Annotated in this window: 16 protein-coding genes; 5 read left to right on the top strand and 11 right to left on the bottom strand. The window is 67.4% G+C overall.

Annotated features, from left to right (window positions below):
• Positions 1 to 111: 111 nt before the first annotated feature.
• The 3 genes from AZL_RS10555 to AZL_RS10545 form a co-directional block, all read right to left on the bottom strand.
• Entirely contained in the window at positions 112 to 519 is a 408-nt protein-coding gene (locus AZL_RS10555; RefSeq protein WP_042442972.1) for a hypothetical protein, read from the bottom strand.
• An 11-nt stretch (positions 520 to 530) separates the two neighbouring features.
• Positions 531 to 1,781, bottom strand: coding sequence for an MFS transporter (locus AZL_RS10550; RefSeq protein ID WP_012974611.1), 1,251 nt, complete (start codon positions 1,779 to 1,781; stop codon positions 531 to 533).
• Between the two features lie 111 nt (positions 1,782 to 1,892).
• Positions 1,893 to 2,831 carry a LysR family transcriptional regulator gene (locus tag AZL_RS10545; protein ID WP_012974610.1) on the bottom strand — a complete coding sequence of 313 codons (939 nt, stop codon included), beginning with the start codon at positions 2,829 to 2,831 and terminating at the stop codon, positions 1,893 to 1,895.
• A 118-nt stretch (positions 2,832 to 2,949) separates the two neighbouring features.
• Between AZL_RS10545 and AZL_RS10540 the strand changes: the two genes are divergently transcribed.
• Positions 2,950 to 3,408, top strand: a complete 459-nt coding sequence (locus AZL_RS10540; RefSeq protein ID WP_042442970.1) for an NUDIX hydrolase — start codon at positions 2,950 to 2,952, stop codon at positions 3,406 to 3,408.
• Here AZL_RS10540 and AZL_RS10535 read toward each other — a convergent pair.
• Both AZL_RS10535 and ychF read right to left on the bottom strand, forming a co-directional pair.
• Positions 3,371 to 4,285: a putative bifunctional diguanylate cyclase/phosphodiesterase gene (locus tag AZL_RS10535; protein ID WP_148219399.1), complete on the bottom strand. Its 915-nt coding sequence runs from the start codon at positions 4,283 to 4,285 to the stop codon at positions 3,371 to 3,373. The genes AZL_RS10540 and AZL_RS10535 overlap by 38 nt on opposite strands.
• Positions 4,286 to 4,526: 241 nt before the next feature.
• Positions 4,527 to 5,627, bottom strand: coding sequence for a redox-regulated ATPase YchF (gene ychF / locus AZL_RS10530; protein WP_012974607.1), 1,101 nt, complete (start codon positions 5,625 to 5,627; stop codon positions 4,527 to 4,529).
• Positions 5,628 to 5,851: 224 nt separating this feature from the next.
• Here ychF and AZL_RS10525 point away from each other — a divergent pair, with 224 nt between their 5' ends.
• Positions 5,852 to 7,324 carry an MBOAT family O-acyltransferase gene (locus AZL_RS10525; RefSeq protein ID WP_012974606.1) on the top strand — a complete coding sequence of 491 codons (1,473 nt, stop codon included), beginning with the start codon at positions 5,852 to 5,854 and terminating at the stop codon, positions 7,322 to 7,324.
• 48 nt (positions 7,325 to 7,372) lie between these two features.
• Positions 7,373 to 8,596 (top strand): alginate O-acetyltransferase AlgX-related protein, encoded by a 1,224-nt coding sequence (locus tag AZL_RS10520; protein ID WP_052293659.1) that lies wholly within the window; start codon positions 7,373 to 7,375, stop codon positions 8,594 to 8,596.
• A gap of 63 nt (positions 8,597 to 8,659) precedes the next feature.
• On the opposite strand, the gene AZL_RS10515 is transcribed toward AZL_RS10520, so the two are convergent.
• The 6 genes from AZL_RS10515 to hisS form a co-directional block, all read right to left on the bottom strand.
• Positions 8,660 to 9,214 (bottom strand): cysteine hydrolase family protein, encoded by a 555-nt coding sequence (locus AZL_RS10515; RefSeq protein ID WP_012974604.1) that lies wholly within the window; start codon positions 9,212 to 9,214, stop codon positions 8,660 to 8,662.
• Between the two features lie 7 nt (positions 9,215 to 9,221).
• Positions 9,222 to 9,794 carry an aminoacyl-tRNA hydrolase gene (pth, locus tag AZL_RS10510; RefSeq protein ID WP_012974603.1) on the bottom strand — a complete coding sequence of 191 codons (573 nt, stop codon included), beginning with the start codon at positions 9,792 to 9,794 and terminating at the stop codon, positions 9,222 to 9,224.
• A 91-nt stretch (positions 9,795 to 9,885) separates the two neighbouring features.
• Positions 9,886 to 10,482 (bottom strand): 50S ribosomal protein L25/general stress protein Ctc, encoded by a 597-nt coding sequence (locus AZL_RS10505; protein ID WP_012974602.1) that lies wholly within the window; start codon positions 10,480 to 10,482, stop codon positions 9,886 to 9,888.
• Between the two features lie 270 nt (positions 10,483 to 10,752).
• Positions 10,753 to 13,809: a transglycosylase domain-containing protein gene (locus AZL_RS10500; protein ID WP_012974601.1), complete on the bottom strand. Its 3,057-nt coding sequence runs from the start codon at positions 13,807 to 13,809 to the stop codon at positions 10,753 to 10,755.
• Positions 13,810 to 13,889: 80 nt separating this feature from the next.
• Positions 13,890 to 16,853, bottom strand: coding sequence for an N-6 DNA methylase (locus tag AZL_RS10495; protein WP_158305973.1), 2,964 nt, complete (start codon positions 16,851 to 16,853; stop codon positions 13,890 to 13,892).
• 85 nt (positions 16,854 to 16,938) lie between these two features.
• Positions 16,939 to 18,288, bottom strand: a complete 1,350-nt coding sequence (gene hisS, locus AZL_RS10490) for a histidine--tRNA ligase (protein ID WP_012974599.1) — start codon at positions 18,286 to 18,288, stop codon at positions 16,939 to 16,941.
• A 271-nt stretch (positions 18,289 to 18,559) separates the two neighbouring features.
• Between hisS and AZL_RS10485 the strand changes: the two genes are divergently transcribed.
• Together AZL_RS10485 and pyrC are read left to right on the top strand one after the other, a co-directional pair.
• Positions 18,560 to 19,045, top strand: coding sequence for a hypothetical protein (locus tag AZL_RS10485; RefSeq protein ID WP_247894191.1), 486 nt, complete (start codon positions 18,560 to 18,562; stop codon positions 19,043 to 19,045).
• 172 nt (positions 19,046 to 19,217) lie between these two features.
• Positions 19,218 to 20,273: a dihydroorotase gene (pyrC, locus tag AZL_RS10480; protein ID WP_042442968.1), complete on the top strand. Its 1,056-nt coding sequence runs from the start codon at positions 19,218 to 19,220 to the stop codon at positions 20,271 to 20,273.
• Positions 20,274 to 20,307: the final 34 nt, after the last annotated feature.

The following is a 20,307-nucleotide window of genomic DNA, read 5'->3' as shown; positions in this document are numbered from 1 at the left end:
GTCTGGCCCCGAAACGGGGCCGGTCGAATGCGGGCCGCACTATGACACCGCGAGGGACGCGCGTCCACCTTTGCTGAGGCCCAAGCTGTCCGCAGGGTGGAAAGGCGGCGTCTATTGCAGACGGGTCGCGGCGATCTTCGCCGCATCGACCGGGGTGGCGGTGCAGCCACCCAGCGTCGGGCCGACCGGAAGCTCGCCGAAGGCGGCCAGCGCGCCCTCCGCCTTCAGCCGGCCGACGAATCCCGGCTCGATCCCGCGGGCGACCCAGGCGAATCCGAGCCAGGTGGAACGCACCGGCTCGCCCCCCGCCCGCACCATCGCCGTCATCGCCTCGGCATCGCTGGTGCCGGGGGAGAAGACGGCCAGCATCATGCCGCCGGTCGCGTCCGGCAAGGCGGCCCGTTGCAGCGACAGCCCCATCAGACCGGCCCACACCAGCAGGATGCCGCCCAGCAGGGCCGCGGCGAGGCCGTGGCTGATCGGAAGCGCGGGCGGGCAGGGTGAGGGAGTGTCGCTCATGGTCAGTGATCCTACGCCTTCGCCTCGGCCGCCGCCAGCGACGGGGCGGGCTTCTCGGCGATCGGCCAATGGACGATGGTCGCGAACATGGCGAGCGCCACGCCCAGCCACCAGACGACATCATAGGACCCGGTGCGCTCATAGAGCACCCCGCCGAGCCAGACGCCCAGGAAGCCGCCGACCTGATGGCTGAAGAAGGCGAAGCCGTAGAGTGTGCCCATATAGCGGGTGCCGAACATCAATGCTACGAGGCCGGAGGTCGGCGGCACGGTGGACAGCCACAGCAGCCCCATCACCGCGGCATAGGCGATCACCGTCACCGGGGAGATCGGCAGCAGGATGAAGACCGCCGTCGCGATGCCGCGCGAGAAATAGTTGGCGCACAGCAGGTAGCGCTTGCTGACCTTGCCCGCCAGCACGCCGGACGCGTAGGAGCCGATCACGTTGAACAGGCCGATCAGCGCCAGCGCCCAGGCGGCCAGCGTCGGGCTGATGCCGGCGGCGGTCAGATAGGGCGGCAGATGGGTGGTGATGAAGGCCAGCTGGAAGCCGCAGACGAAGAAGCCGGCGACCAGCAGCACATAGCTGCGGTGTTGGAACGCCTGACGCACCGCGGCGATGTAGCCGATGTTGGCGCCGGTCACCGCCGGGGTGCCGCTCGCCGTCATGCCCTTCGGACCGGGGAAGACGCTGGCCAGCAGCGGCACCGTGATCATCGAGGCGGCCAGCAGCAGCAGGGCGGTCTGCCAGCCGAAGCCGGCGATGAACGCCTGGCCCATCGGCGCGAACAGGAATTGGCCCATCGACCCCGCGGCGGTGGCGATGCCGACCGACCAGCTGCGCTGTTCCGGCGGCAGCAGCCGGGTGAAGCCGGCGATGATGATGCCGAAGGAGGCGCCGGACAGGCCCAGCCCGATCAGCACGCCGGCGGTCAGATACAGCTCGGCGCTGCTGGTGGCATAGGGCATCAGCGCCAGTCCGGCGGCATAGAGCAGCCCGCCGCCGGCCAGCACCGGGGCGGGGCCGTAGCGATCGGTCAGCGCCCCGGCGAAGGGGCCGCCGGCCCCCCACAGGATGTTCTGGATCGCCATCGCCAGAGCGAAGACGTCGCGGCCCCAGCCGCGGGTTTCCGACAGCGGGCCGATGAACAGGCCCATGCTCGACCTTGGTCCGAAGGCCAGCATCGAGATCAGGCAGCCGCAGACGACGACGAGGGCTGGCGTCCTCCAGGAGGAGGCCGGCGCAGGGGGGGCGGTGGACAAGGCTTCCTCCCGAATCCGGGCGGCTGAGCGCGCCGGTGTTGTGGAACTGCTTTGGGAGTCCAACGATAGGCGGGCGTCAGTGGTTCGGCAAATTCATAATCGGCAATCAGGTTATTCCGCTGCGGAATGTAGGAGGGGAAGCGCCTCTTGCGCGCGGCCCGGCATCCCCCCGTTTACGAGTTCGCGCCGCAGCGAGTCTTCCAGCCGGTCGAAGGCCGGCGCGACGCGGCCGGTCGTCCGCGACTGGATCAGCCAGATCGTCACCGCCATCCGCAAATCCGGCAGATCGAGCGGCCGCACCGTCGCCGCCTGCGGGATCGGCGCGATCAACCCCATCGGCGCCAGGCCGAAGCCGACGCCGCGCGCCACCAGCGACACCAGCAGGCTCTGGTCATAGGCCTCGACGGTGACGTTCGGCTGAAGGCCGAGCGGCGACAGGGCCTGATGAAGCGCCTCGCGATAGCGGCAGCCATTCGGTTGCAGAACCCATCCGCGCCGGTTCATGGCGGCCAGGTCGGCGGTGGCGTCGTTCGGCGCGGCGATGACGCTGACCGGTTCGGTCCTGATCCGGCGGACGGGCAGATCGTCGGGCGGCGGCTGATCCTCGCACAGCAGGATCACCGCGCCGTCCAGGGTGCCGGCCCGGACCTGTTCGATCAGCGGGTTGCTCCAGTCCGCATGCAGCCTCAGGGTCAGGCCGGGAAAGCCCGCCCGCAATTCGTCCAATGGCCGTCCGGCGGTGAGCGCGGTGAGGACATGCGCCGTCCCCAGCCGCAGCAGCCCGCGCGGTTCGGCCGAGCCGGCGAAGGCGTCGGCGAAATCGCTCGCCGCCGCCAAGGTGCGCCGGGCATGGGCGAGCGCCAGCTCCCCGTCGCGGGTCAGCGCCAGCGGCTTCGTCTGCCGGTCGAACAGAGTGACCCCGAGCTCCGCCTCCAGCCGCTGGATCAGCCGGGACACCGCCGATTGCGTCAGCCCCAGCCGGTTGCCGGCCTCCTGCACCGATTGCGCATCGGCCACGGCGATGAATGTGCGGATCTCGTTGAGCTTCATGGCTGGCCGTCGGGTCGGGAGTGCGCGCCGACAGGACGCGGCACGGCGTCTTCGCATCTGGTGTCACAGTGTCGGACCGCGTTAACGTGGGGTCAAGCCATCGATGAGGGAGCCGTTCATGTCCGCCATCCAGCCAGACCGCTCCAGCCGTGAATATCCCGATCGCCCCTGGGTCGGTGTCGGGGTCGTCGTCTGGCGGGGGGAGCATGTGCTGCTGATCCGCCGGGGCAAGGCGCCGCGGATGGGGCAGTGGAGCCTGCCGGGCGGGGCGCAGTCGGTCGGCGAGACGGTGTTCGAAACCGCGGTGCGCGAGGTGCGGGAGGAGACCGGGCTGGAGGTGGTGCCCACCGGCATCGTCACCGTTGTCGACGCCATCACCCCCGATGGCCAGGGCCGCGTCCATTACCATTACACGCTGGTCGAGGTGGCGGCGGAGAGCGCGGAGGGTGAGCCGCTCGGCGCCGACGACGCGCTGGAGGCTCGCTGGGCGACCGCCGACGAGGCCGGTGAGCTGACGGAATGGGACGAGACCCGACGGGTCATCCTGATGTCCGCGGCCCAGCGCCGGACGCCATAGGGCCGCCGGCGGTCATGACCGGACGCGGGCCGCCGGTCAGGCCGCGCTCCGCCAGGAATTCGGCCACGCCATCGGCGCTCACCGGATGCGACAGCCAATAGCCCTGGAGGGTGTCGCAGCGGTAGGCCTGGAGGTAGAGCCGCTGTTCCGCCGTCTCCACCCCCTCCGCCACCACGCCCAGCTCCAGCGCGTGGGCCAGCGCCACCACCGCCTGGACGATGATCGCGGCGCCGCGGTCGTCGACCATCGCCTGGACGAATTGCTTGTCGATCTTCAGCGCCTCCACCGGGACCCGGCGCAGGGTCGCCAGCGACGACCAGCCGGTGCCGAAATCGTCCAGCACCAGCCTGATGCCGGCACCACGCAGTTGCAGCAGCGTCTCGCGCGTGTCGGCGGATTGGTTGAACAGGCAGGTCTCGGTCAATTCCAGCTTCAGGTTGGCGGCGGGCAGGCCGGTGTCGGCCAGGATCCCCAGCACGCTTCGCACCAACTCCGGATCGTCGAGCTGCCGGGCCGACAGGTTGACCGAAACCGGAAGGTCGGGATAGCCGGCGCGCAGCCAGCCGGCCGCGGCGGCGCAGGCCGACCGTAGGGTCCAGTCGCCGAGGAGATGAATGGCCGTGCCCTGTTCGGCCATCGGCACGAAGACATCCGGCGGCAGCATCGTGCCGTCGGACAGGCGCCAGCGCGAGAGCGCTTCGAAGCCGGTCAGGCGGTTGGTGACGACGTCCGCCTGCGGCTGGAAGACCAGGGACAGTTCCCGCCGGTCGATGGCGTCGCGCACACGCTCGGCGAATCCGTGACCGGCGAATCCGTGACCGGCGAAGCCGTTGTCGGATATCTCCGGCGCATCGGGGTCGTGCGACGTCGCCTGCATCTTCGCCACCCTCCGCTCCCTCTCGGCAACCATTCCCTGGCTCGCAACCGTTCCTTGGCCTTCACTGCCATAACAACCACAGGAGCGATTTGTTAACCATGCCGCGAAAGAGCTTGGCGAATTTTATATGGCTACAAAAGCGTTAACGATGCTGCGCCGGTGACAAGAAAAAGTCGGAGGATGGCCCCGCCTTTTTCCGATCGGGAGTGGTAAGGGGCGGCGGTGCCGCCCCCAGGAACACTCAGACGTTGAAGCGGAAATGGAAGATGTCGCCGTCCTGGACGACATATTCCTTGCCTTCCTGGCGCATCTTGCCGGCGTCCTTCGCCCCCTGCTCGCCGCCCAGCGTGATGTAGCTGGTGTAGTCGATGGTCTCGGCGCGGATGAAGCCGCGTTCGAAATCGGTGTGGATGACGCCGGCGGCTTCCGGCGCCTTGGCGTTGCGGCGCACGGTCCAGGCCCGCGTCTCCTTCGGGCCGACGGTGAAGAAGGTGATCAGGTCCAAGAGCTTGAAGCCGGCGCGGATCAGCTTGTTCAGGCCGGTCTCCTCCAGCCCCATCGATTCCAGGAACTCGGCCTTCTCGGCGGGGTCGGAGAGCTGGGCGACCTCGGACTCGATGGCGGCGGAGATGACGACGATCTCGGCATTCTCCGCCTTGGCCTTCTCGGCCACCTTGGCGGAGAAGCCGTTGCCGGTGGCGGCGGACGCCTCCTCGACGTTGCAGACATAGAGCACCGGCTTGGCGGTCAGCAGCATGAACTGCTTGAACACCGGCCTCTCCTCGTCGGAAACCTCGACCACGCGGGCGGGCTTGCCGTCCTGGAGCACCTTGAGGGCGCGCTCCATCAGGTCGGCCTTGATCTTGCTGTCCTTGTCGCCGCCCTTGGCCTTCTTTTGCAGGCTGGTCAACTGGCGTTCCAGGCTTTCCATGTCGGCGAGCATCAGCTCGGTCTCGACGACCTCGGCGTCGCGCAGCGGATCGACATTGCCTTCGACATGGGTGATGTCGTCATCCTCGAAGCAGCGCAGCACATGGACGATGGCATCGACCTCGCGGATGTTGGCGAGGAACTGGTTGCCCAGACCTTCCCCCTTCGAGGCGCCGCGGATCAGGCCGGCGATGTCGACGAACTCCAGCTGGGTCGGGACGACCTTCTGCGACTTGGCGATCTCGGCCAGCTTGTCCTGCCGGGGGTCGGGGACGCCGACGCGGCCGACGTTCGGCTCCTTGGTGCAGAAGGGGAAATTCGCCGCCTCGGCCGCCTGGGTGGCGGTCAGCGCGTTGAACAGGGTCGACTTGCCGACGTTCGGCAGGCCGACGATGCCGCAATTGAAGCCCATGGGTTGGGTGCTCGCCGTCGGAAATTAGCTGGAGTTGGGGCGCTTTATCCTACGCCGGGGGACAAAGCGCAAACGCGAAGTGGGAGGTAGAGGGTATGCGGGCCGAGGCCGGCCGGTCGCGGGCCGCCCTTGGCCGGGTTGTCCACGTTCAATTCGTGTACATCCTGCGCGGGCTCGTGTTATGAACCGCAACTCTCCGCCGCAATCGTCACGCCGGGATCGGGATGGTTTTCACCTCGCCAGCATTTCTGTTCGCTTTCCTGCCGTTGGTGCTCGCGCTTGCCTTCGTCTTGCCCAAGCCGCTGCGGAATGGCTGGCTTCTGGTCGCCAGCATCGCCTTCTATGCCTGGGGCGAGAAGCTGTTCGCCGGGGTGATGCTTCTGTCGGTCCTGGTCAACTGGCTGCTCGGGCTGGCGCTGGAACGCTGCCGGGAGGAGGGATACCGCGCATCGGTGGTGGCGGTCGCGGTGGTCGCGAACATCGGACTGCTTGGCTTCTGCAAATATGCCGGCTTCCTGGTGGAGAACCTGAACATCCTGCTGGCCGGCATGGCGCTGCCGCCGGTGAGGTTCGAGCCGATGCATCTGCCGCTCGGCATCTCCTTCTTCACCTTCCACGCGCTGTCCTATGTGATCGACATTTACCGCCGGACGGCGCGGGCGCAGCGCAACCCGGTCGATTTCGCGCTCTATATCGCCTTCTTTCCGCAGCTGATCGCCGGTCCGATCGTCCGCTATCATGACATCGACACCCAGCTCTCCTCGCGCCGGGTGACGCTGAACGGCTTCGCCATGGGGTGCGAGCGCTTCACCGTGGGGTTGGCGAAGAAGATGGTGATCGCCAACCCGCTGGGAGCGGTCGCCGACACCATCTTCAACCTGCCGACCGACCAGATCGGCGCGCCGACCGCATGGCTTGGCATCCTGTGCTATACGGCGCAGATCTATTTCGATTTCTCCGGCTATTCCGACATGGCGATCGGGCTGGCCCGCATGTTCGGCTTCAGCTTCCTGGAGAATTTCAACTATCCCTACATTGCGCGGTCGATGCAGGATTTCTGGCGGCGCTGGCACATCTCGCTGTCCAACTGGTTCCGGGACTATCTCTATATCCCGCTCGGCGGCAACCGCGTCTCGCGGCTGCGGACCTATGCCAACCTGATCTTCGTCTTCTTCGTCTGTGGCCTGTGGCATGGAGCCAGCTGGAACTTCGTGATCTGGGGGATGATCCACGGCACTTTCCTGGCGCTGGAGCGCGGTCCCTTCGGCCGTGTCGTCCATGGCCTGCCGGCCTGGGCGCGCCACCTTTATGTGATGGCGGTGGTGATGGTGGCCTGGGTGTTCTTCCGGTCGGCCAGCCTTGATCACGCGCTGTCCTATCTTGGCGCCATGGCGGGGTTGTCGGTCGACAATGGGCACTGGCCTGTGGCGATGTTCCTCGACACCCAGGCGCAGGTGTTGCTGGTCGCCGCCGCCATCGGAGCGACGCCGCTGCTGTCGCGGCTGACCGCCGATTGGGCCGCCCGCGCCCGCCAAAGCCAGGGCCGCATCGAACCGCCGTTCGAGACGCTTTCCTTCGCCAAGGATGCGGGCTGGCTGCTGGCCCTCCGCCTCACCGTGCTGTTGGGCGGGCTGGTGATGGCCGCGGCGGCGATCGCGGCCGGGACCTACAACCCCTTCATCTATTTCCGTTTCTGACCCCGACTCCGGCGCGGTTCGAGATCACCGACCATGGAAACAGAGACCATGACCTCAGCGACCGTGAAACAGGCTGGGCGGCGGTCGGCGAGTGCCGTCTCCAGCTATGGCGCGCTGCTCTCCGCTGTCTTCGTGGCGGCCATCCTGGTGCCGCTCGCCGGCCTGCTGGTGGGGGGCGATGATCCCGGCAAGGAAAAGCGCCGGCTCGCCCCGCTTCCCCCGCCGCCTGCGAGCCTGGCCGAGCTTCAGAACCTGCCGGAGCGGCTCGATGCCTATATCAGCGACCATTTCGGCCTGCGCCGTGGTCTGATCCGCCTTCAGTCACACATCATGGGCCGGCTGTTCGGGAAATCGAACACCCAGACGGTGGTGATCGGGCGCGAGGGCTGGCTGTTCTTCGGCGGTGACCAGTCGGTACCGCTCTACCGTAACGACCGGCCCTTCGCCGAGGAGGATCTGGCGCGCTGGCGCGATACGCTGAAACGCCGGCAGGCTTGGGCGGCGGAGCGCGGCATCCCCTATCTGTTCGTGGTGGCGCCCGACAAGCACAGCATCTATCCCGACCTGATGCCGCCGGAACTGACCAAGCTGCGTCCGCGATCGCAGTTGGACCAGCTGGCCGAGGCGATGCGCCAAGCGCCGGAGGTCGGCTTCCTCGACCTCCGCGCCCCCTTGCTGGAGGCGAAGGCCGGGGGGGCGCCGGTCTATTTGCGCACCGACACCCATTGGAACATGTACGGTTCCTATGTCGGCTATCGGGCGATCATGGACGCTCTCGCCGGGCGGGTGCCCGGCGGCCTGCCGCGCGTGACCTTGGGGATGGAGGATTTCGCCCAGGTAGCCATCGGTGGGGGCGACCTTGCCGAAATGCTGCAATATGGCGCGCGTGACGAGGATGTGCGGCCCAAATCCGGCTCCGTCCTCTGCGCCTTCACCGTCGCCCGCGAGGAGTCGCCCACGTGGCTCGGCAAGGGCACCTGGCTGCACCGCAGCCACTGCCCGACCGCCTCGCGCAAGCTGATGGTGATCCGCGATTCTTTCGGCGACGGGCTGTTGCCCTACATCAGCCAGGGCTTCGGCGAGGTTGTCTATGTGTTTGCCCCGTCGCTGCCAGATTTCGCCCGTTTCCAGGCCCTGATCGATCGGGAACGCCCGGATCTGGTCATCGAGGAGCGGGTGGAGCGCCGTCTCCAGAATGTCCCCGACGCCAATTGGCCCCCGGCGCAGCCGGGACCGGACGGGCTGCGACCACAGGGGCCGCCGCCGGAGTGAGGAGCGCGCCGTTCACCGCAGCCGCGTCGCCATCGCCAGCCTGTTCATGAGCGTTCGGGCGGGTCAGAAGGTGGTCGCGTCCGCCCTCCGCAAGGTCACGCGGCAATTCCCGGCCCCGAACCCGTCCAGCGTCGCGTTGTGATGGGCGACGATCTGGTCGAAGCGCAGGCCGCCGCGGTCGGCGGTGCCGTGCCCGTCGGCGATCAGCGTCACGTCATAGCCGAGCGAGACCGCGCGGCGGACGGTGGTGTCGACGCAGAACTGCGTCATGCAGCCGCCGACGACGATGCGGTCGACGCCGCGGGCCCTCAGCCGCGCCTCCAGGTCGGTGGCGAAGAAGCTGTCGCACTCCGTCTTGTGGACGACCATGTCGCCCTCCTGCGGGGCGATCTCCGGGCGGAGGGCCCAACCCGCCGTTCCGGTGGCCAGCCGGTGGCCGGAATTTCCGTCATGCTGGACCAGGATGACGGGGATCCCGGCGTCGCGCGCCCGCTGCTTAACCGCCGCCAGCCGGGCGACGGTGGCGTCGAGCGCCCGGTCGATCTCCGGCTGCCGCTCCGCCGTGCCGCAGCCGGCGAGGATGGCGTTCTGGACATCGATGATCACCAGACCGAGCATGGGGGCCTCACTTGCCTTGGGTCGCCACCGTCACCTTGTTCATGAACAGCTCCGGCTGTCCATCGACGATCAGGGGCAGATTGTCCGAGACGGCGTCGAGCAGCGGGTCGATCCAGCCCTGGTCGGCCTTGGCGAAGTCGTGCAGGACATAGCCGCTGACCAGATCCTTGTTGCCGGGATGGCCGATGCCGAGCCGGATGCGCCAGTACTCCTTGCCGATATGGGCGTCGATGGAGCGCAGGCCGTTATGCCCGCCATGGCCGCCGCCCTTCTTCACCCGGATCTTGCCGGGCGGCAGGTCCAGCTCGTCATGGATGACGACGACGTTCTCGGGCTTCAGCTTGTAGAATTGCAGGGCCGCCACCACCGACTGGCCGGACAGGTTCATGAAGGTGGCGGGTTCGAGCGCCAGAACCTTGTCGCCGGCGACGGCGCCTTCGGCGGTCTGGCCCTGGAACCGCTTCTTCCATGGGGTGAAGCGGTGGCGTCGGGCGATGGTCTCCACCGCCATGAAGCCGATATTGTGGCGGTTGCGGGCATACTCGTTGCCGGGGTTGCCCAATCCGACCAGAAGCAGCATGTCCCTCACCCCTTGGAAACCACTCTCCACAAACGAAGCGGGGGGCCGAAGCCCCCCACTGTACCCATCTTCAAAGGCCGGACGCTCCCGATCAGGAGGCGGCGCCCTCTTCCGACTTCAGGCCCGACGGGGCGACGATGGTCGCGATGGTGAAATCGCGGTCGGTGATCGCCGAGCTCACACCTTCCGGCAGCTTGACCGCGGAGATGTGGATCGAGTCGCCGACGTCGAAGCCCTCGCACGAGATGGTGATGTGCTCGGGGATGTTGTCGGCCGGGCAGCTCAGCTCCAGCTCGTGACGGACGATGTTCAGCACGCCGCCGCGCTTCAGACCGGCCGACTTCTCCTGGTCGGCGAACTCGACCGGAACCTGCACGTTGATGCGGGTGTCGGAGGAGACGCGCAGGAAGTCGACATGCAGCGGGATGTCGCTCACCGGGTGGAACTGCACGTCGCGCGGCAGGACGCGATGGGCGGTGCCGTCGACGGTGACGTCGAACAGGTGGGTGAAGAAGCCCGGCTGATGCAGGACGCGGGTGAACTCGAACTTCTCGAGCGAAATGGTGACGGGAGCCTGCTTACCACCATAGATGACGGCCGGAATACGGCCATCACGGCGGGTCTGGCGGGCGGTCCCCTTGCCGGCCCGTTCGCGCGTCTGAGCGCCGAGCGGAATGATCTTGGTCATGACGATGCTCCAAAACAAAAAGGGCGCCGGCCTCCAGGGGTGCCGACGCGTGCGCGGCGTGCTTACGGCAAACGGGGGGCCGCGTCAAGGGATGCGTCAAGGGCTACGGCGGAATTCCGCGGGAGCGATCGGCGGAGCCGGCGGCGAATGGAACATTTGGAACGTTTGGAACATGGTTCGCGCCCCTGTTCACCGTTCACTCCGTCCGGCAAGGCGGAGCGCGCTCATCCTATCATGGTTCCGGTGCTGTCCTGAGCGTCCTGGGAAAATTCACAGCCCGGCCGGCGTCGTCCGGGTGTCGGCGGTGTGGGTGGCGCCCTGGTCGATGAGCGGCTGCAACGCCGGGGCCAGGCTTTTCAGCAGTTGGGCGGGCAGGGCGCTGGTGAAGCGGTAATTGTCGGCCTCCGGCCCATGGACGAAGGCGGTCATCGTGCCGAAGAAGCGGTCGCCGATGTAGAAGACGAAGGTGGCGGTGCGGTTGACCGCCTTCGATTCGAGCAGGACGCCGCCCGGTCCCCAGCGGTCCAGCCGGTGGTCGCCGGTGCCGGTCTTGCCGCCCATCGGGATCGGCGCCCCGGACGTGTCCTTGAAGGAGCCCCAGACCCGCTTGGCGGTGCCGTTCCGCGCCACATCCATCAGGGCGCGGCGCAGGGTGGCGCAGACCTCCGGCCGCAGCACCCGCTCGGCCTTCAGCGGCCCGAGCCCGAGCCTGGCCTCGTAAGGCGTGCCGGCGGCGAAATGCAGAGAGCGGATCTTGACCGTCGGTTGACGCAACCCGTCGTTCAGGATCAGCCCCATCAACTCCGCCAGCGCCGCCGGGCGGTCGGCCGAACTGCCGATGGCGGTCGCCAGCGACGGCACCAGCGTTTCGAACGGATAGCCCAGGCTGCGCCATTGGGCGGTGATGCGCTGGAACGCCTCCTCCTCCAGGGCGATGCGGATTCGGCTGTTCTGGGCGGCCATGCCCTTCTTGAACAGCCAGCGATAGCTTTCCTGACGCTCGTCGGCGCTGGCGGCCAGCACCTCGGCCCGCTTGGCGTCGGGATGGCGCTGGAGATAGGCGACCAGCCACAGCTCCAGCGGATGGACGCGGGCGAGATAGCCCAGGTCGTTCAGCGGGAAGCGGCCCGGCCCGTATTTGCCGTAGAGCGCCGACAGCTCGCCGTCGGACAGCGTCATCTCCGGCAGCCGGGCGCGCAGGAAGGCGGAGAACTCCGCCAGCCCGGCCTGGGGCCGCACGGTGCGGAAGATCACCGCCAGCCGGTAGGGCACCGGGCGCGAGCGGGTCGCCAACCGGGCCAGCGCCTCGTCCGGCGTGCGCTTGCGGTAGTCGTTGTAGAAGCGGTTGAGGAAATCCGTCCCCTCGCGGTCGGCGAAGCGGGACAGATAGGCCTGCCGGGCGGGATGGTCGGGGGTGCGCAGGATGTCGGCGCCGTCGTCCGCCCCCTCGTCCGTGTAGAACTGGACGATGTCGCGCATCAGCCGGATGAAGGGCAGGTTGACGCTGTTCCGCAGCGCCTCCTGCACGGTCAGGATGCGGCCGTTGTCGTCCTTGTTGAAGTTGACGAAGGCATGCTGGCCGCCGCCGGTGAAGAAGACCTCGCCGGGATTGGCGGAATAGCGCCGCTCCATCGCCGCCTCCAGCATGGCCGGCAGCCGGCGGTCGGGGGCCGAGGCCAGCCAGGAGGTGGCCCAGCGGGTCAGGTTGTCCGACGCCTCGTCCTCGACATCGGCCAGCATCTCCTTGGGCAGATGGGCGTAGCGGCTGTGCAGTTCGGCGACGATCTCCAGATAGGTCGCCAAGGTCCGCAGCTTGGCGGTGGAGCCCAGGTCGAGCTTGGCCCCGTCATTGATGTCGAGCGGCTGGTCGAGATTGTCGGCCTGGACCCGCAGGTAATTGGCGTCGGGGCCGCGTTCGTAGAGCGTGATCGAATAGACCAGCTTGGACAGGTCGTTGTTGCGGGCGTCGAGCAGCCGTTCGCCGGTCAGCCCGAGCGAGCGGGCATAGTCGGGGTCGTTCAGCTTGCCCAGCACCTCGACGACGCGGGCCTGGGTTTCGGCGTCCAGCGTCGATTGCGCGGTCAGGTCGATGCGGTCGAGCTGGTAGAGGCTCTGCACCCCCAGCATGGCGAGCAGCCGGGCGCGGATGGCGTTGGTCGCCTTCTGCTCGACGAAGGAGGTGGCGGGGGTGGCCGGCGCCTCCTCGCGGAAGACCAGCGGGGTGGCCAGCGCCGCGTCGCGCAGGCCCGCGTCGATGACGCCAGCCTGGGCGAGCGCCCGCAGATGGGCGTCGGCCAGCCGGTCGAGCGCGGCGCGGTCCTGGATCAGGTAATGGGAGGGCCGGCGCTGGGCCAGCAGCAGGGCCAGCACCTGCTTGTAGGCCAGCGCCTTCAGCCGCTGGGCGCGGGGATCCGTCAGGCCGTCGGGTGCCGGTTCGGCCAGCACCCGCTTGGCGATCGACAGGTCGGTGCCGAACCAGGCCCACAGCCCGTCGCCCAGCCCGTTCACCTCGCCGAAGCCGGCCCTGGCGGTCAGCGGGGTGGAGTTGAGGTAATCGACCAGGATGCGGCGGCGGGCCTGGGTGGTGTCCTCGCCGTCGCTGTAGGCGCGGATGCTGGCCGAGGCCATCTGGCGCAGCTTCTCCACCCCGCCGGTGGTCTGGCCGTCGGGCGAATGGCGGTATTTCTCGATCTGGGTCGCCAGCGTCGAGCCGCCGGGGGAGCGCTGGCCCGGCCGCAGGAACTGCAAGGGCAGCATGGCGACGGCGGCGCCGAAGCGGTCCCATTCCACCGCCGGGTTGCGGCGCGGCTCGTCCTCTCTCAGCAACTCGCGGTTCTCGATGAACAGCAGCGTGTCGGCGACCAGCTTCGGAACATCGTCGAAACCGTCGAACACCCGTTCGGGATAGCGCGCCGAATACATCACCGCGCCGTTGCGGTCGAGCAGGGTCAGCCCGGCCTGGGTCTTCTCGCGGTAGATCGGGAAGCCGCCGCCGGCCATGAAGCGGTCGAGCGCCGGCGACAGCACCGCCTGTCGTTCCACCGCATAGAGGTCGCGGGTCAGCGCGTCGAGCTGGCCGGGCAGGGCGATGTAGCCGAGCCGTTCATTGTACGGTCCCTGCCTGGGATAGCGCGCCTGCGGGTTGGGGCCTTCGCGCAAGCTGACGGTCATCGACTGGGCGATGCCGGACAGCAGCCGGGCCTGGAGGCGGGAGGTCCGCATCTCCCGCCAGCCGGCATAGCCGGCGGCGGCGAGCGTGATGGCCAGCGTGACGCCGATCGCCGTCCGCAGCCCCCACCGCCCGACCTGCCTCCACCCCTTGGCCATACCGGATGCGCATCCCCTGCCGCCCGGCCCACCCGGCCGGTGTCGGCGGGAAGGATAGCGGGGTTATGGTTAACGCGACTTTAAGCCGTGTCGTCGAGCAGCCGTTCCACCAGCCCGTCGATCTCGGTGGCGATGCCGGCGTCGGTCAGGGCGCGGCGGACCTGCGCGCGGGCGCGCTGGAAGGGGATGCCGTCGGGCAACTCCACCAGCGCCGCCAGATCCTCCGCCCGCTTCGCCGCGTCGGCGAGATCGAGATGCAGGGCGCTGTCGGGGTCGAAACGCGGAATCGGCAGGTTGAAGGCGACCTTGTCGAAATCGCGCGCACCCCATTGGCCACGGGACTGGTAGTGTTCAACCTTTTGCCGCAAGGCTTCACTGTTGAGGATTGCGGTGAGGTAAAAGGCCTCTAATTCGTTTGCGGGAGCATACCAATATAGCTTGTGGTCGATAATGGCCCGATCATCGCGAATTATGGCGCAAGCCGGATTTTTTCCTGCCTTTGCGTAAATGACTCTGAGGGCATTTACCGGGAATTGTGATGACAACTGACCAATATAGTTAAGTTGATCTGTCAGTGTCCTCTCGGATTTGTTATGCGTGTCCCAGACGTATTCAGCTTTCTTCAGCCATGCGAAAAGATCGCTGAAACCTCTGTTCGCAGCGCCCTCCGAATCGAGAATTATCCCGGACTCTGTCGCGGGAACAACAGCTTCAAGTTTGCTCATCACTCTGAACGGAGTGATGGATTCCCCAAGGAGAATTGGTCTCAGAAAATCCCGTTCCACCCTGTTTTCAATTGCGGCGGCTTCCTTCCAAGGCATTTTCTCCTGGTTGCTTCTGCGGCTTACCACCAATGGCGCGGAAGGGTTGCTGCCGAGGCGACCGGATTGCTTTCTCTCAACAAAACAAAGCATTCTTGGGACGAGAATAGCGCCTTGCCGGAACATTTCCCTGTATACGGATCCACCCGTTGCCTGAGCTACGGAAAGTCCTTTTGAGTTCACCGATACGCGCAGAAACCGGTCCGCAATCTCTTCCGAGGCATCGCGTAGGGGGAGTGCTCCCTTGAATGCTTTGATGGACTCCGGAATCTTCTGCCCAACAGCTCGCTTTCTTCCAAAAAGCACGCAGGAGGGCACAGGGAATAGGGGATGGACGGATTCATCCATACTCCAGACCTCTTCCCATGCAATGCGAACCGAGTGAAAAGACCCTTTACGGAATGTATCAAACTGACTTCGGGTCAGCGCGGCCATAGGAAGAACAAAGGCCAATTTCCCACCTGAGCGCAAATACAGATGGGCAGCCCTGACACTGAACAACGCGCAAAGGTCATTATGGGATGGAGACCGGGAAGAATAGAGCTTTTCACCTTTCGATAGTTCTTTGAAGCGCTTTTGCAGAACCGGATTCATATGGCGGAAGGCGACCCAGGGCGGGTTGCCGACCACCACCTGGGCCCAGCCGCCGCCGGCCGAATAGGCCAGCGGCCGCGACAGGTTGCGGGCGACATAGGCCCACACCGTGTCGCGCCCCTCGCGCCGCAGCCTGTCGAAGGTGACATAGGTCTTGCCCAGATCCTGGATCGCCAGCTCCTGTTCGCGGGTCACGTCGGCGCGGTAATGCTGTTCGGTGATGCGGTACAGCGCCTTTTCGATCTGCGCCCGCGTCATCCCCTGTTCCGACCCGGTGCGCATCCGTTCGATCGCCTTGTCGAACAGGGCGGGATCGCGGCAGAAGGTATCGGGGAAATCGAGCTGCTCGCGCCCGTCGGCGCGCGGCGCGCCGCTCCGCCCCTCGCCGGCCGGCGGCGGCGGCACGCGGATGGTCAGCTCCTTGCCCGCCATGAATTCGGAGATCGACAGCTGCATGGCGTCGCCGAGATAGACCGGGATCGACAGCTCTCCGGTGCGCGCCGACAGCGCCGGGGCCAACGCCAGCAGATAGGTGACGCGGGCGATGATGACCGCCACCGGATGGATGTCGGTGCCGGCGACATAGCCGCAGGCCTCCAGCGCCCGGCGGTCCGGTTCCAGCCCGGCCTCCTCCGCCTCCGCCAGGAAATGGCGGATGGCGTGGAACAGGAAGGTGCCCGACCCGCAGGCCGGATCCATCACCCGCTGTTCAAGCGGCCGGTCCACCGCATGGCGGACCACCTTGGCGGCCAGCCAGTCGGGCGTGTAATATTCGCCCAGCCCGTGGCGCTCGTCGCGGTCGATCAGCGATTCATACAGGATCTTCAGGACGTCGCTTTCCACCTCCGACAGGCGGAAGCGGCGGACATGGGCCATGATGCGGCGGACCAGCGCCTGGCCGTCGGCATCGGCGACCACCCAGTCGAAGAAATCGCTTTCCACCGCGCCATGGATGCCGGCGGATTTGAAGGCCTCGCCCGACAGCAGGCGGGTGGGATCGTCCTCCGGCAGGCCCATCACCGCCAGCGCGATGCATTTGGCGACCACCACCAGGAAGCTGTGCTGGAACCACAGGTCGTCGCCCTCGACCTCGCGGCCATAGACCTGCTTCAGCAGCTCTGCCCACAGGTCGCGCTTCAGCGCCACCGCCGGGTCGGATTTCAGCCGGCCCCACAGCGCCCGCATCTCGCCGTCCACCCGGTGGAAGGCCAGGGAATCCTGGCCCAGCTCCGCCCGGATGGTCAGCGGATCGGGCGGCAGCGACGATTTCAGGGCCAGCGCGCCGTCCAGCCAGGCGAGGAACCGCTCGCCCTTGTCCGGGTCCAGGATGGTGCGCTTGACCACCGCCAGCTTGCCGTCCTGAAGCTCCGTCACCACCCAGAGCCGCCCGTCGGAGGCGATGCCGACGAAACGCTCGCCCTCCGCCCTCTCGCGGTCGGCGAGATATTCGGGCATGCGCCGTTCGACATCGCGCCATTCGGCGTCGAGGTCGCGCTTGGCTTCGAAGATCGTATGGCCGACCAGCGCGTCCAGCCGCCCGCGCACCTCCTGCACCCGGTGTTCGAACCGGACGGCGTCGATCTCCGTCCCGAACTCCTCGACCAGGAGCTGGCGGAAACCGGCCTTCACCTCGTCATGGCCGGGGCGGCCGGCGAGATGGCGCAGCAGGTCGGCCGTCTTGTCCGACGCGGCGGGGTAGGCGTTCATGCGGTCGTCACCCCTCCAGCAGCGCCTTCGCCCGCGCCGCCAGCTCGGCCAGCGGGACCTCGACCTGCTCGCCCTTGACCAGATGCTTCAGCGTCGCGGTGCCGCGCGCCTTCTCGTCGGAGCCCATCAGCAGCACCACCGGAATGCCGGCGCGGTCGGCGTATTTCATCTGCTTGGCGATCTTGCCGCCGTCGAGCTGGATTTCCGTGTTGATGCCGGCGGCGCGCAGCTCGCTGGCCATGCGGAAATAATCGGCGGACAGGGCCGGGTCCATCTGCGTCACCAGAATCTGGGCGGTGGGGGCGGCGTCCTTGATCAGGCCGGCCTCCATCAACTGGTAGAACAGGCGGGTGGCGCCGATCGAGATGCCCACACCCGGCAGCTTCGACTTGGTGTAGTGGCTGGCGAGATTCTCGTAGCGCCCGCCCGAGCAGACCGAGCCGATGCCGGGATGGTCGTTCAGGAAGGTCTCGTAGACGGTGCCGGTGTAGTAGTCGAGGCCGCGCGCGATGGCGAGGTTGATGCGCACCGTCCCCTCCGGCACCTGGAAGGCGTTCAGCCCCTCGATGACGGTGGTCAGCTCGCCGACACCCTCGCGGAAGAGCGCGTTCTCGATGTCGAGCGCGCCGAGTGCCGCCAGCGTCTCGGCATTGGTGCCCTTCATGTCGATCAGTGACAGGATGGTATCGGCGGCCTGCCCGGTCACGCCGAGGCCGAGCAGGCTGGCGCGCACCTTGTCCTGGCCGATCTTGTCCAGCTTGTCGATCTCGCGCAGCACCAGCACGCGGGTGTCGGCGTCGGCGACGCCCAGCCCGTCGAGCAGGCCCAGCAGGATCTTGCGGTTGTTCACGTTGATGGTGAAGCCGCCGAAATCCAGCTCGCTGAAGACATGGTGGATCACCGCCGGGATCTCGGCGTCGTAATGGGCGGACAGGCCGTCCTTGCCGATGACGTCGATGTCGCACTGGTAGAATTCGCGGAAGCGCCCGCGCTGCGCCCGCTCGCCGCGATAGACCCGCTGGATCTGGTAGCGGCGGAAGGGGAAGGCGAGGTCGCGCTCATGCTCCGCCACATAGCGGGCCAGCGGCACGGTCAGGTCGAAGCGCAGGGCCAGCTCCGGCTTGTTGCCCTGCTGGATGGCGCCGGTCGACTGGACGAAATAGACCTGCTTCTCCGTCTCGCCGCCCGACTTGGTCAGCAGCGTGTCCACCGTCTCGAACACCGGGGTTTCGACGGGGACGAAGCCGAACCGCTCATAGCCGCGGCGGATGGTGTCCAGCATGCGCTGGAAGGCCACCTGCTGGCGCGGCAGCAGCTCCATCGTTCCGGGCGGGGTGCGGGGGGTGATCAGGCTCATCGGAGAAGGTCCGCGCTTGGATAGGAAAAGCGTGGGTTTTCTAGCCCCTTTCGCCGGCCCCGTCACCTGCGCCCAAAAAAGCCGGCGGAAAAATTTTCGATGCCCCGCGAATTTTTTCGGAAGGGCGTGGAATGAAGCGCCGCCAGCCACGTTTATCTAAGCACGATCCCGCAGCGAGGATCGCTCATCAAAATGGAGAACACAAATGTCCGGCACCGTCTTTGGGTCGCGTATCCGTTCGTCCGTTTCGACCTTTGCGTTTGTCGCCCTGATGGCGACGGCCCCCGTGCTGAGCGCGGGTGCGGCGACGGTCGCTCCGGCCGCCCCGGCCACGCCGGCCCCCGCCGCGACGACCGACTCCGCCACCACGGCCCCGAAGCTCGACCAGAAGGCCGTCACCAAGAGCGAGGCCACCAAGACCGAAGCAGCCAAGCCCGACGCCGTGAAGGCCGAGGCCGGCAAGACCAAGCATGAGCAGGTCGCGTCGACCGCCAAGGTCGAAGTGACCAAGACCCAGGCCGAGGCCGTCGCCAAGGAGCTGGGCGCCAAGCCGTCGGAGCAGCTGTCGGCCCAGCTCGGCAAGTATCACGAGCAGATGCTGGCCGCCCACGCCCTGAAGGACGGCGCCGCCCGCGACAAGGCCGTCGCCGAGGCCCGCCAGCAGCTCGCCAGCATCGGCGGCAAGCCGGTGACGGCGGAGCAGGCCGCGAAGATCGATGGCATCCTTGGCCTGAAGACCTCGACCACCATCCAGTAACGCGGCTCCGGAACGGCCACCCCGCCCGCCAACGCCGGCCGGCGGGTGGGGCGGCCGGTTCCGCCCTGCTCCTTCGATCCTTGGGGACCGCCTCTGTTGAGATGGCGCGGCGATGGCGATAGAACGTCGTCCAAGCCCACCGCCCCCTCGACAGCAGCGCCGGACCCGATCCATGCCGAACGAACGCCTTGTCATCCGCCGTCCCGACGACTGGCATGTCCATCTGCGCGACGGCGCCATGCTGAAGGCGGTCCTGCCCTTCACCGCCCGCCAGTTCGGCCGCGCCATCGTCATGCCCAACCTGAAGCCGCCGGTGGCCACTTCCGCCGATGCCGTCGCCTATCGCCGGCGCATCCTGGACGCCCTGCCGGACGGTGTGGCCTTCACCCCGCTGATGGTGGCCTATCTGACCGACGGCACCGACGCCGCCGATCTGGCCCAGGGCTTCAGGGACGGGGTGTTCGCCGCCGCCAAGCTCTATCCCGCCAACGCCACCACCAACAGCGCCCATGGCGTCACCGACATCGCCCGCCTCGCCCCGGTGCTGGAGCGCATGGCGGAGATCGGCATGCCGCTGCTGATCCATGGCGAGGTGACCGACCAGTCGGTCGACATCTTCGACCGCGAGGCGGTGTTCATCGACCGCGTCCTGGCCCCGCTGCTGGAGCGCCATCCCACCCTGCGCGTGGTGCTGGAGCATGTGACGACCGCCGAGGCCGTGCGGTTCGTCCGCGCCCACGCCGCCAGCGGTCGGATCGGCGCCACCATCACCGCGCACCATCTGCTGATCAACCGCAGCCACATCTTCCAGGGCGGCATCCGCCCGCATCTCTATTGCCTGCCGATCGCCAAGCGCGAGACCCACCGGCTGGCGCTGCTCGAGGCGGCGACCAGCGGCGAGGGGCCGTTCTTCCTCGGCACCGATACCGCCCCGCACACGGTGACGGCCAAGGAATCGGCCTGCGGCTGCGCCGGCTGCTTCACCGCCGCCAACGCGCTGGAACTCTATGCTGAAGCCTTCGAGGAAGCCGGCGCTCTCGACAGGCTGGAGGCCTTCGCCAGCCTCAACGGCCCGCGTTTCTACAACCTGCCGGTCAGCGAGGAGCAGGTGGCGCTGGAGCGCCGCCCGGCGGTCGCCCCCGACCTGATCCTGGTGAGCGAGGGCGACGCCGTGCTACCGTTCCGCGGCGGGGAGACCCTGCGCTGGAGCTTCGCCGGGTCGGTGTGACCCGGCCGGCGGCGGCGGGCGGACGGATTTGGGA

It is taken from the genome of Azospirillum sp. B510 (assembly GCF_000010725.1).
Taxonomy (GTDB): Bacteria; Pseudomonadota; Alphaproteobacteria; order Azospirillales; family Azospirillaceae; genus Azospirillum; species Azospirillum lipoferum_B.
This window is presented reverse-complemented; position numbering and strand designations above follow the sequence as displayed.